The organism is Streptomyces lydicus (assembly GCF_000717345.1).
Classification (GTDB): domain Bacteria; phylum Actinomycetota; class Actinomycetes; order Streptomycetales; family Streptomycetaceae; genus Streptomyces; species Streptomyces lydicus.
Map to the genome: position 1 here is coordinate 20,260 of NZ_JNZA01000025.1, position 13,552 is coordinate 33,811.

The 13,552-nt window shown below is 70.8% G+C and carries 11 protein-coding genes; 8 read left to right on the forward strand and 3 right to left on the reverse strand.

Features of this window, described 5'->3' with window-relative positions:
* Positions 1–99: 99 nt before the first annotated feature.
* Both OO62_RS23060 and OO62_RS23065 read left to right on the forward strand, forming a co-directional pair.
* Positions 100–1,554 carry a gamma-aminobutyraldehyde dehydrogenase gene (locus OO62_RS23060; protein WP_033269457.1) on the forward strand — a complete coding sequence of 485 codons (1,455 nt, stop codon included), beginning with the start codon at positions 100–102 and terminating at the stop codon, positions 1,552–1,554.
* Between the two features lie 146 nt (positions 1,555–1,700).
* On the forward strand, positions 1,701–2,882 hold the full coding sequence (locus OO62_RS23065; RefSeq protein ID WP_033269458.1) for a polyamine ABC transporter substrate-binding protein: 1,182 nt from the start codon (positions 1,701–1,703) through the stop codon (positions 2,880–2,882).
* An 84-nt stretch (positions 2,883–2,966) separates the two neighbouring features.
* On the opposite strand, the gene OO62_RS23070 is transcribed toward OO62_RS23065, so the two are convergent.
* Both OO62_RS23070 and ybiA read right to left on the reverse strand, forming a co-directional pair.
* Positions 2,967–3,989: an adenosine deaminase gene (locus OO62_RS23070; RefSeq protein WP_033269459.1), complete on the reverse strand. Its 1,023-nt coding sequence runs from the start codon at positions 3,987–3,989 to the stop codon at positions 2,967–2,969.
* 65 nt (positions 3,990–4,054) lie between these two features.
* The gene (gene ybiA, locus OO62_RS23075; RefSeq protein ID WP_033269460.1) at positions 4,055–4,663 is read right to left on the reverse strand and encodes a riboflavin biosynthesis intermediates N-glycosidase; all 609 of its coding nucleotides are present in this window, start codon (positions 4,661–4,663) and stop codon (positions 4,055–4,057) included.
* Positions 4,664–4,864: 201 nt separating this feature from the next.
* Between ybiA and OO62_RS23080 the strand changes: the two genes are divergently transcribed.
* The 6 genes from OO62_RS23080 to OO62_RS23105 all read left to right on the forward strand — a co-directional run bounded on the left by OO62_RS23080 (position 4,865) and on the right by OO62_RS23105 (position 12,172).
* Complete coding sequence (locus OO62_RS23080; protein ID WP_033269461.1) at positions 4,865–6,382, forward strand: gamma-aminobutyraldehyde dehydrogenase; 1,518 nt, start codon at positions 4,865–4,867, stop codon at positions 6,380–6,382.
* Between the two features lie 104 nt (positions 6,383–6,486).
* Positions 6,487–7,734, forward strand: coding sequence for an ABC transporter substrate-binding protein (locus OO62_RS23085; protein ID WP_033269462.1), 1,248 nt, complete (start codon positions 6,487–6,489; stop codon positions 7,732–7,734).
* A 55-nt stretch (positions 7,735–7,789) separates the two neighbouring features.
* On the forward strand, positions 7,790–8,953 hold the full coding sequence (locus OO62_RS23090) for an ABC transporter ATP-binding protein (RefSeq protein WP_033269463.1): 1,164 nt from the start codon (positions 7,790–7,792) through the stop codon (positions 8,951–8,953).
* The gene (locus OO62_RS23095) at positions 8,950–9,888 is read left to right on the forward strand and encodes an ABC transporter permease (protein WP_033269464.1); all 939 of its coding nucleotides are present in this window, start codon (positions 8,950–8,952) and stop codon (positions 9,886–9,888) included. Before OO62_RS23090 ends, OO62_RS23095 begins: the two co-directional genes overlap by 4 nt.
* Entirely contained in the window at positions 9,888–10,736 is an 849-nt protein-coding gene (locus OO62_RS23100) for an ABC transporter permease (protein ID WP_033269465.1), read from the forward strand. The genes OO62_RS23095 and OO62_RS23100 overlap by 1 nt, the downstream gene beginning before the upstream one ends.
* Positions 10,737–10,750: 14 nt before the next feature.
* Entirely contained in the window at positions 10,751–12,172 is a 1,422-nt protein-coding gene (locus OO62_RS23105; protein WP_033269466.1) for an NAD(P)/FAD-dependent oxidoreductase, read from the forward strand.
* A 59-nt stretch (positions 12,173–12,231) separates the two neighbouring features.
* Here OO62_RS23105 and OO62_RS38265 read toward each other — a convergent pair whose 3' ends face one another.
* Entirely contained in the window at positions 12,232–13,041 is an 810-nt protein-coding gene (locus tag OO62_RS38265) for a phosphatase PAP2 family protein (protein ID WP_228332544.1), read from the reverse strand.
* Between the last annotated feature and the right edge of the window lie 511 nt (positions 13,042–13,552).

Consider the following 13,552-nt stretch of genomic DNA (forward strand, 5'->3'; position numbering starts at 1 on the left):
TGATTCCGTTGTCTCCGAGTGGCGGGTGTGTTGAAAACGTGGGTTCCGCGGCTAGGGTGGAGGCAAACCACCGGACATCTGACTGAAGGGGGCGCCACAGTGACCACCGCACTGCGTCGTCTGCGCAACTACATCGACGGGGAGTTCCGGGACGCCGCCGACGGGCGGACCACGGAGGTGGTCAACCCGGCCACGGGCGAGGCGTACGCCACCGCCCCTCTCTCGGGCGCCGCGGACGTCGACGCGGCGATGGCTGCCGCCGAGGCAGCCTTCCCCGCCTGGCGTGACCTGGTACCGGCCGAGCGCCAGAAGGTCCTGCTCAAGATCGCCGACCGCTTCGAGGAGCGCGCCGAGGAACTGATCGCCGCCGAGTCCGAGAACTGCGGCAAGCCGATCGCGCTCGTACGCTCCGAGGAAATCCCGCCGATGGTGGACCAGATCCGCTTCTTCGCGGGCGCCGCCCGGATGCTGGAGGGGCGCTCGGCCGGCGAGTACATGGCCGGCTTCACCTCGATCATCCGCCGCGAGCCGGTCGGCGTCTGCGCCCAGGTCGCGCCGTGGAACTACCCGATGATGATGGCCGTCTGGAAGTTCGCCCCGGCGCTGGCCGCGGGCAACACCGTCGTCATCAAGCCCTCCGACACCACGCCGGCCTCCACGGTGCTGATCGCCGACATCATCGGCAGCGTGCTGGACGAGCTCGGCCACTCCCGCGGCGTCTTCAACGTCATCTGCGGTGACCGCGAGACCGGCCGCCTGATGGTCGAGCACAAGGTCCCGGCGATGGCCTCCATCACCGGCTCGGTGCGCGCCGGCATGCAGGTCGCCGAGTCCGCGTCCAAGGACCTCAAGCGGGTCCACCTGGAGCTGGGCGGCAAGGCGCCGGTCGTGGTCTTCGAGGACACCGACATCGCCAAGGCCGTCGAGGACATCTCGGTCGCCGGCTACTTCAACGCCGGCCAGGACTGTACGGCCGCGACCCGGGTGCTCGTCCAGGACTCCATCCACGACGAGTTCGTCGCCGCGCTGGCCAAGGCCGCGTCGGAGACCAAGACCGGCGCGGTCGACGACGAGGACGTCCTCTACGGGCCGCTGAACAACGCCAACCAGCTCAAGCAGGTCAAGGGCTTCATCGAGCGGCTGCCCGCGCACGCCAAGATCGAGGCGGGCGGCGAGCAGGTCGGCGACAAGGGCTACTTCTTCGCCCCGACCGTCGTCTCCGGCCTCAAGCAGGACGACGAGATCGTCCAGCAGGAGGTATTCGGCCCGGTCATCACCGTCCAGTCCTTCTCCGACGAGAAGCAGGCCGTGGAGTGGGCCAACGGCGTCGAGTACGCGCTGGCGTCCTCGGTGTGGACCAAGGACCACGCCCGCGCCATGCGGATGTCCAAGACCCTCGACTTCGGCTGCGTGTGGATCAACACCCACATCCCGCTGGTCGCCGAGATGCCGCACGGCGGCTTCAAGAAGTCCGGTTACGGCAAGGACCTCTCCGCCTACGGCTTCGACGACTACACCCGCATCAAGCACGTGATGACCTCGCTGGACGGCTGAGCCGGCCGCGCGGCCGGACCGGCCGATCCGGGGGATCCCCACCGTCGAGCGGCACGGAACGCTCGACACACCGTCGCGGGCGGAGGCCCGGCAACTGACGCTCTGTCGCTTGCCGCCTCCGCCCGCGACGCGTGAGAGTGCTCGCCATGGCTGATCTTTCGCGGCGTGCGCTGCTCCGGGGTGTGGGCGGAATGGGTGTGACGGGGGCGCTGGCCGCCATGACGGGGTGCGGGGTGCCGCCGGCGTACGTCGAGGCGGCCGACCGCGGCAGCCCGGACCGATCGGCACGGGACCACAGGCTCGTCTTCGCCAACTGGCCGCTCTACATAGACGTCGACGACCACGACAAGCAGCGCCGTCCCACCCTCGACGCGTTCCAGCGGCGCACCGGGATCTCGGTGACGTACACCGAGGAGATCAACGACAACGACGAGTTCTTCGGCAAGGTCAGCCCGGCGCTGATGAACCACCAGAGCACCGGCCGGGACCTGATCGTCATCAGCGACTGGATGTGCGCCCGGTTCGTCCGGCTGGGCTGGGTGCAGGAGATGGACCGCGCCGCCCAGCCGCACGTCGCCAAGTACCTCGACCCGCTGCTGCGCACCCCGCACTTCGACCCCGGCCGCAGGCACTCCGTGCCCTGGCAGTCCGGGATCACCGGCATCGCCTACAACCGCAGGAAGCTCGGCCGGGAGATCAAGCACACCTCGGACCTGTGGAAGGCCGATCTGCGCGGCCGGGTCACCCTGCTGTCCGGTCTCGACGAGGCGTTCGCCCTGCTCATGCAGGGCAACGGGGCCGACATCACCCGGTGGACCGCGGACGACTTCCACCGGATGACCGACCAGATCCGCGGGCTCGTGCGAAAGGGCCACATCCGGCGCTTCACCGGCAACGACTACATCAAGGACCTGGACTCCGGGGACGTGCTCGCCGCGCAGGCGTACTCGGGCGATGTGATCCAGCTCCAGGCGGACAACCCGGACATCGAGTTCGTCGTGCCGCAGGAGGGCGCCGAGCTGTGGGCGGAGAGCCTGATGATCCCCAACCTCGCCGACCACAAGCGCGACGCCGAGCGGCTCATCGACTACTACTACGAGCCGGCGGTCGCCGCCGAGCTGGCCGCCTGGGTCAACTACGTCTGCCCCGTGCCGGCCGCGCGGGACGTCCTGGCCTCCTCCAAGGACAAGGAACGCGCCGCGCTCGCCGAGGACCCGCTGATCTTCCCCGACGACGCGATGCGCAGGCGACTGGCCATCGCCCGCGACATCACCTCCAAGGAGCGCATCGAGTTCGCGAAGGAGTGGAACGCCATCGTGGGGCTGTAGCCGCTGTAGCCGCTGTAGCCGCTGTAGCCGCTGTGGCTGCTGTGCCCGCTGTGGCCGATGGCGCCGCTTTCCGCGGGCGGGGGGTCAGCCGCGCCAGGACGCCGTGTACGTGTCGATCTCGGCGGACAGCCGGGTCTTCGCGGCGGCGTCCATGAAGGAGGCCGCGACGGCGTTCTTGGCCAGGGCGGCGAGCCCGGTGGTGTCCAGGTCCAGCAGGCGGGCGGCGACGCCGTACTCGGTGTTGAGGTCCGTGCCGAACATCGGGGGGTCGTCGCTGTTGATGGTGACCAGGACACCCGCGTCGACCATCTCCTTGACCGGGTGCTCCTCCATGGTGCGCACCGCGCGGGTGGCGATGTTGGAGGTGGGGCAGACCTCCAGCGGGATGCGGTGCTCGGCGAGGTGGGCCAGCAGCTTCGGGTCCTGGGTGGCGCTGGTGCCGTGGCCGATGCGCTCGGCGCGCAGATCGTTCAGCGCGTCCCAGATCGTGCCGGGGCCGGTGGTCTCGCCGGCGTGCGGCACGGAGTGCAGCCCGGCGGCGAGGGCGCGGTCGAAGTACGGCTTGAACTGCGGCCGCGGGACGCCGATCTCGGGGCCGCCGAGCCCGAACGAGACCAGGCCCTCGGGCTGCAGGTCGCACGCGATGCGGGCGGTCTCCTCGGCGGCCTCCAGGCCGGCCTCGCCGGGGATGTCGAAGCACCAGCGCAGCACCACGCCCAGCTCGGCCTCCGCCGCCTTGCGGGCGTCCTCGATGGCCTCGACGAACGCGGCGTCGGGGATGCCGCGGCGGGTGGAGCTGTAGGGCGTGATCGTCAGCTCGGCGTAGCGGATCTGCTGGCGGGCCATGTCCCGGGCGACCTCGTACGTCAGCAGCCGGACGTCCTCGGCGTCGCGGATCAGGTCCACGACGGAGAGGTAGACCTCGATGAAGTGCGCGAAGTCGCGGAAGGTGAAGTAGTCGGCCAGCGCCTCGGGGTCCGTGGGCACGGTCGAGTCGGGGTGCCGGGCGGCGAGTTCGGAGACGATGCGCGGCGAGGCCGATCCGACGTGGTGGACGTGCAGCTCCGCCTTGGGCAGGCCCGCGATGAAGGCATCGAGATCGGACAACGCTTCCTCCTGGTCGAAGAGCGCGCCACGGTGCGCGGCACGGCCTGGTCATGCTATGCGGGTCGCTACGGCTGCCCGTCGGCCGCCTCCCGCAGCCGCTGGCGGGCCTCCATCAGGGCGAAGCCGAGAAGATTCAGCCCCCGCCAGCGCCTCGGGTCCCCGGCCCGCTCGTCGTCGGCGGCGAGGCCGATGCCCCATATGCGGTCCAGCGGGCTGGCCTCGACCAGCACCCGGGAGCCCGTGCCCAGCAGGTACTCCCGCAGCGCCGGGTGCTGCCCGAATTTGTGGACGCTGCCGGTGACGACCAGGCCGAAGCGGTGCCGCTGCCAGGTCTCGTCGTCGAAGCCGCGGACCGCGCGGCCGGCGTCCTTGGCCTGCTTGGGGTGCTTGGCGGCGAGCGCCCGCCGCTCAGCCTCCGCGTCCCCGAACAGACGGGCCTTGCCGGCCATCATCCAGTGCTCCGCGGTGGCGTAGCCGACCCCGTCGACGGTGAAGGGGGCCGGCCACCACTGGCTGAAACAGCTCGGCCCCGGGCTGCCGTCGCGCCGTGGGCTGTGGCCCCAGAAGTGGACGTACTTCACCCGCCGGCCGGTGGCGGTCTCCCGGCGCAGCTCCTCGACCGAGCGCGGTCCGTCCGCCGCCCGGCCCTTCGTCGTCCCCGTGTCGTGCATCATGCCGGGATTCTGTCAGCGGGCACTGACAACGTGTCGGGGCTCAGGACCGGTAAATCACAGAATTCGTCGCGTAACCAAAAGGCAACAACGGAATCACTTGTTGAGGCTCCCTTCCTCTGTCAAGATCGGCCATCAATTCCGGAAGTAGCTACGCCAGGCAGTGCCGCTGAGCGGCCCCGGCGCCCGGCGGAGGAGAGCACCATGGACCACCGTTTCGATGTCACCGAGCGCTTCGCCCCGGGCGCGCAATTCATCGCGGGCAGTCTCCGCGGTGGTACTTCCGGCCGTACCCAGGCCGTCGTGGACCCGGCCACCGGCGAGACGGTGTACTCCTACGAACTCGCAGGTACGGCCGATGTGGACGCCGCCGTCGAGGCGGCGGAGCGGGCCTTCCCGGAATGGGGCGGCGCGACGCCCGGTGAGCGCTCCGACACCCTGCACCGGTTCGCCGCCGCGCTCACCGAGGACGCCGCCGATCTCGCCTACGCCGAATCGCTGAACTGCGGAAAGCCGATCAAGCTCAGCAATGAGTTCGACGTACCGGGCTCCATCGACAACGCCGCATTCTTCGCCGGTGCCGCCCGTCATCTGGAGGGCAAGGCGGCCGGCGAATACAGCGCCGACCACACCTCCGTCATCCGCCGCGAGCCGATCGGTGTCGTCGGCTCGATCGCACCGTGGAACTATCCGCTGCAGATGGCCGCCTGGAAGGTGTTGCCGGCCATTGCCGCCGGCAACACCATCGTCCTGAAGCCCGCCGAGATCACCCCGCTGACCTCGCTGCTCTTCGCGCAGGCCGCCCAGCGCGCCGGTCTGCCGGACGGCGTGCTCAACATCGTCTCCGGCGCGGGCCGGGACGCCGGCGAGCGGCTGGTGGGCCACCCCGCCGTCGCGATGACCTCCTTCACCGGCTCGACCGCCGTCGGCAAGCGCGTCGCCGAGATCGCCACCGGCAGCGTCAAGCGCCTGCACCTCGAACTCGGCGGCAAGGCCCCCTTCGTCGTCTTCGACGACGCCGACCTGGAGGCCGCCGTCCACGGAGCGGTCGCCGGCGCGCTGATCAACACCGGCCAGGACTGCACCGCCGCCACCCGCGCCTACGTCCAGCGCCCGCTCTACGACGCGTTCGTCAGCGGGGTCGCCGACCTGATGGCGACCGTACGGCTCGGCGACCCCTTCGACCCGTCCACCGACCTCGGACCGCTGATCACCCACGCCCAGCGCGACCGGGTGGCCGGCTTCGTCGAGCGGGCCCGCGGCTACGCCACCGTCGTCACCGGCGGCGAGTCCCCCCAGGGCGACCTGGCCAAGGGCGCGTACTACCGGCCCACGCTGATCGCCGGGGCCGCGCAGGACAGCGAGATCGTGCAGTCCGAGATCTTCGGCCCGGTGCTGGTCGTGCTGCCCTTCGACAGCGACGACGAGGGCATCGCGCTGGCCAACGACACGCCCTACGGGCTCGCCGCCTCGGCCTGGAGCCGGGACGTCTACCGCACCGGCCGCGCCACCCGCGAGATCAACGCCGGCTGCGTCTGGGTCAACGACCACATCCCGATCATCAGCGAGATGCCGCACGGCGGCGCCAAGGCGTCCGGCTTCGGCAAGGACATGTCGGCCTACTCCTTCGAGGAGTACACCCAGGTCAAGCACGTGATGTACGACAACACCGCGGTCGCCAGGAAGGACTGGCACCGCACCGTCTTCGGGGACCGCGCGTAACGGAACGCCCGCCCCCCACCGGGCCCCACGCCTGCGGCCAGCGCCGCGCGCCATCGTCACCACCGGCCGAGCGCCGGGCTCACCCCCTTGAAAGGGCACCGCGCATGGACCATCACGAGCAGCCCGAACCCCTGTCCCCGGCGGAACTCACCGCCATGCGCCGGAGCCTGACCGACGGCCGGCTCGCCATGACCCGCCGCTCGCTGCTGCGCGCGACCGGCGCCATGGCCACCGCGATCGGCGGCCTGGGCGCCCTGTCGGCCTGCGGCATCCCGCCCGCCGGCCGTACCGACGCCGCCCGGACCACGGACCATTCCAGGGCGGAGAAGCGCCTGAACTTCTCCAACTGGACCGAGTACATGGACGTCAGCGACAACGGCAAGCACCACCCCACGCTGGACGCCTTCACCCGGCGCACCGGCATCGCCGTCAACTACACCGAGGACATCAACGACAACGACGAGTTCTTCGGCAAGATCCAGGCGCAGCTGGCGGCCGGCCAGGACACCGGCCGCGACCTGATCGTGCTCACCGACTGGATGTGCGCGCGGATGATCTCCCTCGGCTGGATCCAGGAGCTGGATCCGGCCAACCTGCCGCACGCCTACGCCAACCTCTCCCCGCAGTTCCGCGACCCCGCCTGGGACCCCGGCCGCGCGCACTCCTACGTCTGGCAGGGCATCCCCGCGATCATCGCGTACAACAAGAAGGCCACCGGCGGCAAGAAGGTCGACTCGGTCAGCCAGCTGCTGGAGGACCCGCAGCTCAAGGGCCGGGTCGGCTTCCTCTCCGAGATGCGCGACAGCGTCGGGCTGACCCTCCTGGACATGGGCAAGAACCCCGAGGACGTCACCGCCGACGACTACGACGCGGCGATAGCCCGGCTCCAGAAGGGCGTCGACTCCAAGCAGATCCGCCGCTTCACCGGCAACGACTACACCACCGACCTGGACAAGGGCGACCTCGCCGCGTGCGTGGCGTGGGCCGGCGACATCGTCCAGCTGCAGAGCGACAACCCGGACATCGCCTACGCCGTCCCCAAGACCGGCTACATGACGTCCACCGACAACCTCATGGTGCCGAACAAGGCCCGCCACAAGCAGAACGCCGAACGGCTCATCGACTACTTCTACGAGCCGAAGGTGGCGGCCCGGCTCGCGGCGTACATCAACTACGTCTGCCCCGTCGACGGGGTGCGCGAGGAGCTCGCCAAGATCGACAAGTCGGCGGCGGACAACCCGCTGATCCTCCCCGACAAGGAGATGGCCGCCAGGTCCCACTCCTTCCGCGCGCTGACCGCCAAGGAGAACAAGGAGTTCGCCCAGAAGTTCTCCGACCTCACCGGCGCCTGATCCGCACCGGGCCCGCCCGAGCCGTTTCGCCCATCCGACCCACGGGACGACCGACATGACCAAGAACGCGAACACCCGGAGCAGCGGCGGCGACGTCCGCCTCCAAGGGATAAGCAAAACCTACGGCTCCTTCACCGCCGTCCATCCGCTCGACCTGACCGTCCCCGCGGGCTCCTTCTTCGCGCTGCTGGGCGCCTCGGGCTGCGGCAAGACCACCACCCTGCGGATGATCGCCGGCCTGGAGGAACCCACCACCGGCACCGTCGAACTGTCGGGCCAGGACGTCACCGTCCTGCCGCCCTACAAGCGCCAGGTCAACACCGTCTTCCAGAACTACGCGCTCTTCCCGCACCTGGACATCTACGAGAACGTCGCCTTCGGCCTGCGCCGCCGCGGCATCAAGTCCGTCAAGAAGCAGGTCGAGGAGATGCTCGACCTGGTCCAGCTCGGTCCGATGGCGCGCCGCAAGCCGCAGCAGCTCTCCGGCGGCCAGCAGCAGCGCGTCGCGGTCGCCCGCGCGCTGATCAACCACCCCCAGGTGCTGCTGCTCGACGAGCCGCTGGGCGCCCTCGACCTCAAGCTGCGCCGCCAGATGCAGCTGGAGCTCAAGCGCATCCAGACCGAGGTCGGCATCACCTTCGTGCACGTCACCCACGACCAGGAGGAGGCCATGACGATGGCCGACACCGTGGCCGTGATGAACGGCGGCCGGGTCGAGCAACTCGGCGCGCCCGCCGACCTCTACGAGAACCCCGCGACCACCTTCGTCGCCAACTTCCTGGGCACCTCCAACCTCATCGAGGCCGAGGTCGTCGAGGCCGGCGGCGAGGAGCTGCTGCTCAAGGCCGCGGGCGGCAAGCTGCGGCTGCCCGCCGCCCGGTGCAGCGCCTCGGCCCGCACCGGCGAGAAGGTGCTGGCCGGCGTACGGCCCGAGAAGGTCGCACTGCGGCACACCGACGACGCCGGGTCCGTCCCGGAGGGACACAACCGGCTGTCCGGCCGCATCAAGGACGCCAGCTTCATCGGCGTCTCCACCCAGTACGTCGTCGAGGTCCCGGGCCTCGGCGAACTCGCCGTCTACGAGCAGAACATCGAGCGCGACGGGCGGCTGGTCCCCGGCGCGGAGATCGTCCTGCACTGGAGCCCGGCACACACCTTCGGGCTGGACGCCACCCAGGACATCCAGGCCGGCGCGGACCTCGACGAGGAGGCCGCGTGACCACCACCGCGAGGCCCGCGCCACCGGACGAGCAGGCCGACCCCGCGCCCCTGGAGGTGCGCAGAACGCCCGCCCGCAAACGGCTCGTCCCCTACTGGCTGCTGCTGCCCGGCATCCTGTGGCTGCTCGTCTTCTTCGCCGCCCCGCTCGTCTACCAGGCGTCGACCTCCATCCAGACCGGCTCCCTCGAAGAGGGCTTCAAGGTCACCTGGCACTTCGCCACCTACTGGGACGCGCTCGGCGAGTACTGGCCGCAGTTCGTGCGCTCCGTGGGCTTCGCGGCGGTCGCCACCGTGCTCTGCCTGCTCCTGGGCTACCCGCTGGCCTACCTCATCGCCTTCAAGGCGGGACGCTGGCGCAACGTCGTGATGATCCTGGTCATCGCCCCGTTCTTCACCAGCTTCCTGATCCGTACGCTCGCCTGGAAGACGATCCTGGCCGACGGCGGACCGGTCGTCGGCGCGCTCAACAGCCTGCACATCCTGGACCTCACCAGCGCCCTGGGCATCACCGAGGGGCACCGGGTGCTGGCCACCCCGCTCGCGGTGGTCTGCGGACTGACGTACAACTTCCTGCCGTTCATGATCCTGCCGCTGTACACCTCGCTGGAGCGCATCGACCCGCGGCTGCACGAGGCCGCCGGCGACCTCTACGCCCGCCCGGCGACCACCTTCCGCCGGGTGACCTTCCCGCTGTCCATGCCCGGTGTCGTCGCCGGCACCCTGCTCACCTTCATCCCGGCCGCCGGTGACTACATCAACGCCGAACTGCTGGGCTCCACCGACCAGAAGATGATCGGCAACGTCATCCAGTCGCAGTTCCTGCGGGTTCTGGACTACCCGACCGCGGCCGCGCTCTCCTTCATCCTCATGGCGGCCATCCTCGCCATGGTCACGATCTACATCCGCAAGTCCGGGACGGAGGATCTGGTCTGATGGCGGCAACCGGGACCACGGCAACCCCCTCAACCACGGCGGCCCGCACGCCCAACAAGGGTCTGCGCTGGCTGCGCCGCAACATCATCACGATCGCGGGCCTGGCCACCCTGGCCTATCTGGTCCTGCCCAATGTCATCGTGATGGTCTTCTCGTTCAACAAGCCCAACGGGCGCTTCAACTACCAGTGGCAGCGCTTCTCCACGGACGCCTGGACCGACCCGTGCGGCGTCGCCGACCTGTGCGGCTCGCTGGGTCTCAGCCTGCAGATCGCCGTCTGGGCGACCGTCGGGGCGACCGTCCTCGGCACCATGATCGCGTTCGCGCTGGCCCGCTACCGCTTCCGCGCCCGGGCCGGCGTCAACACCCTGATCTTCCTGCCGATGGCGATGCCCGAGGTCGTCATGGCCGCCTCACTGGCCACCCTCTTCCTCAACATGGGCATCCAGTTCGGCTTCTGGACGATCCTCATCGCGCACATCATGTTCTGCCTGAGCTTCGTCGTCACCGCCGTCAAGGCGCGGGTGATGAGCATGGACCCGCGGCTCGAACAGGCCGCCCAGGACCTCTACGCCTCGCCCGTGCAGACCTTCCTGCGGGTGACGCTGCCGATCGCCGCGCCCGGCATCGCCTCCGGCGCCCTGCTCTCCTTCGCCCTGTCCTTCGACGACTTCATCATCACCAACTTCAACGCCGGGTCGACCGTGACCTTCCCCATGTTCGTCTGGGGATCCGCCCAGCGGGGCACGCCCGTTCAGATCAATGTCATCGGTACGGCGATGTTCCTGGTCGCCGTGTTGTGCGTAGTCGTCGGCCAACTGGCCGGCAAGCGCCGTAAGAGGAGCTAGAGGAGCTGAGAGACATGGCACGAGCTGCCATGAACGCCCCGTCCCCCGTCCACGCGCTCGCGGACGCCGCCCCCACCCCCTTCTGGCTGGACGACCCGGCCCGCCCCGACCCCCGGCCGGCCCTGATCGGTGACGAGACCTGCGATCTGCTGGTCGTCGGCGGCGGCTACTCGGGACTGTGGACCGCGCTGATGGCCAAGGAGCGCGACCCGCAGCGCGACGTCGTGCTCATCGAGGGCGCCGAGATCGGCTGGGCCGCCTCCGGACGCAACGGCGGCTTCTGCGCCGCCTCCCTCACCCACGGCCTCGGCAACGGGCTGGCCCGCTGGCCCGGTGAACTCGCCCGGCTGGAAGAGCTCGGCATCCGCAACCTCGACGCCATCGAGGAGGCGGTCGCCCGCTACGACATCGACTGCGCCTTCGAGCGCACCGGCGAGATCGACATCGCCACCGAGCCGCACCAGATCGCCGAACTGGAGGAGGCCGCCGAGGACGCGGCGAAGCTCGGCCTGGACCGGCACACCTTCCTCGACCGGGACGCACTGCGCGCCGAGGTCGACTCGCCGACCTTCCTCGCCGGCCTGTGGGACCGCGACGGCGTCGCCATGCTCAACCCGGCCCGCCTCGCCTGGGGCCTGAAGCAGGCATGCCTCGGCCTCGGCGTCCGCATCTACGAACGCACCCGCGCCACCGCCCTCGCCGCCGAAGGCATGGGCATGGCCGTCCGCACCCCGTACGGCCGGGTCTTCGCCCGTCATGTCGCGCTCGGCACCAACGCCTTCCCCTCACTGGTCAAGAGGGTCCGGCCGTACATCGTCCCGGTCTACGACCACGCCCTGATGACCGAGCCGCTCTCCGACGAGCAGCTCGCCGCCATCGGCTGGAAGAACCGGCAGGGCCTCTCCGACAGCAACAACCACTTCCACTACTTCCGCATCACCGCCGACAACCGCATCCTGTGGGGCGGTTACGACATCGTCTACCGCTACGGCGGCGGCGTACGCGCCGAGTTCGACCACCACCCGGCCACGTACGAGAAGCTCGCCCGGCACTTCTTCCGCTGCTTCCCGCAGCTGGAGGGCCTGCGCTTCACCCACAGCTGGGGCGGTGCGATCGACACCTGCTCCCGCTTCTCGGCGTTCTTCGGCACCGCGCACGCCGGCCGGGTCGCCTACGCCGCCGGCTACACCGGGCTCGGCGTGGGCGCCACCCGCTTCGGCGCCGACGTGATGCTCGACCTGCTCTCCGGCGAGCGCACCGAGCGCACGGAGCTGGAGATGGTGCGCAGCAAGCCGCTGCCGTTCCCGCCCGAGCCGCTGCGCTGGGCCGGCATCGGCATCACCCAGTGGTCGATGACCCGCGCCGACACCCACGCGGGACGCCGCAATCTGTGGCTGAAGGCCATGGACAAGGTGGGGCTGGGCTTCGACAGCTGAGACATCGAAGCGCGCGGGGGCGGACGGCACTCAGCCGTCCGCCCCCGCACTTGTGCACATCAGCCTGACGACTGCCCGCCGCCGGTACCCGGCCCGGTCCGCCGCCCGTCCCCGTGCGGCGCTTCGGTACGGCAGTCCGCGGACCGCCCCCGCGGGCGCTTCGGTACGGCACTGCGCGAACCGCCCGTCGCCGCCGGGCACTGCGGCGCCGCACCCCGCAGGCCGTCCGCTTCCGGTGCCCGGTTGCGCCCACCGCCGGCCCCCGGGCCCCACCGCCCGCACACCGCGCACCACGCCGCGAGCAGGACCCCGGCCAGACACCAGCTGCCGAGCACGTCCAGCGGCCAGTGATAGCCGCAGCGAACCAGGCCGACGCCCACGCCCACCTCGACAACGATCACCCCGGCCACCGTCGCCCGACGGCCCCGGCGGCGCCTCTCCCGGCCCGTCGGCCCCTTGAGCATCAGCAACGCGGACGCGCCGTACGCGACCGCCGCGGTGGCCGCGTGCCCCGACGGATAGAACCCGTCGTGCGCCCCGCCGGCCATCTGCGGCGGGCCCGGCCGGGCGAGCCAGAGCTTGAGCGGGACGACGAGGGCGGGCACCGCGGCGAGGGCGGCCCCGGCGGCGAGCGGAGGCAGCCACCACCGGCCGCGCACGACGCCGTCCACCGCCTGGCGGCTCCCGCGGCGCCACTCCTGCCCTCCCCGCCACCCGGTCCACAGCATCACCAGCACGAGCACCGGCAGTGCGACGGCCGTATTGCCGAGGTCGGCGAGGAAGTGGGCAGCGGAGGAAGGGAAGCCGCCGCCGGCGACGGCGCGGCCCAGCCGCTCGTCGAGCGTGCGCAGCGGCCCGTGGCCCGCCACCTGCCAGGTGAGCAGCGCGAACAGCAGGGCGCTGACGAGACCGACGACCAGGGGGCGGGGGCCGTATCGCCCGGGGTGGGCCGGCCGGCGCGGGAAAAGGGCCGGCCGCCTCGGAACAGGGGGGGTGGTTCCGAGGCGGCCGTGGTGACCGGTGTCCCGCGCGCCCCGGGGGGTGTGGGGCGGGCGGACATCCGATCGGTGAGGATTCCCGGAGCCCCCTCTGCCAGGGGTCCCGGTGTTGTGCGCGAGGGCACGGCCAGATCGGAGCCGGGGAAGCGCCGACCGGGCGTCGCCCGCAGTCCCCTGCGGGCGGGGTGTTTCTCTCATCTGCAGAAACCGTACGGCACAGGGAGCGCACCGGACAGCCGCATCACCCGGCCGCCATTGGCCCCGCACATCTTCTTCACTCGCCGCCTCCAGCTACGCGCGTCCGGCCCCACCAGCCCCACCAGCACCCCCGGCGGACCTGCCGACGGGCGGGCACACACGGGCGCGGCCCGGGGCACGACCG

Coding starts and splice junctions, on each gene's coding strand:
- OO62_RS23065 (WP_033269458.1), top strand. CDS start 1,701: ATGGCTGATCTTTCGCGGCGTGCGCTGCTCCGGGGTGTGGGCGGAATG.
- ybiA (WP_033269460.1), bottom strand. CDS start 4,663: ATGATGCACGACACGGGGACGACGAAGGGCCGGGCGGCGGACGGACCG.
- OO62_RS23080 (WP_033269461.1), top strand. CDS start 4,865: ATGGACCACCGTTTCGATGTCACCGAGCGCTTCGCCCCGGGCGCGCAA.
- OO62_RS23085 (WP_033269462.1), top strand. CDS start 6,487: ATGGACCATCACGAGCAGCCCGAACCCCTGTCCCCGGCGGAACTCACC.
- OO62_RS23090 (WP_033269463.1), top strand. CDS start 7,790: ATGACCAAGAACGCGAACACCCGGAGCAGCGGCGGCGACGTCCGCCTC.
- OO62_RS23100 (WP_033269465.1), top strand. CDS start 9,888: ATGGCGGCAACCGGGACCACGGCAACCCCCTCAACCACGGCGGCCCGC.
- OO62_RS23105 (WP_033269466.1), top strand. CDS start 10,751: ATGGCACGAGCTGCCATGAACGCCCCGTCCCCCGTCCACGCGCTCGCG.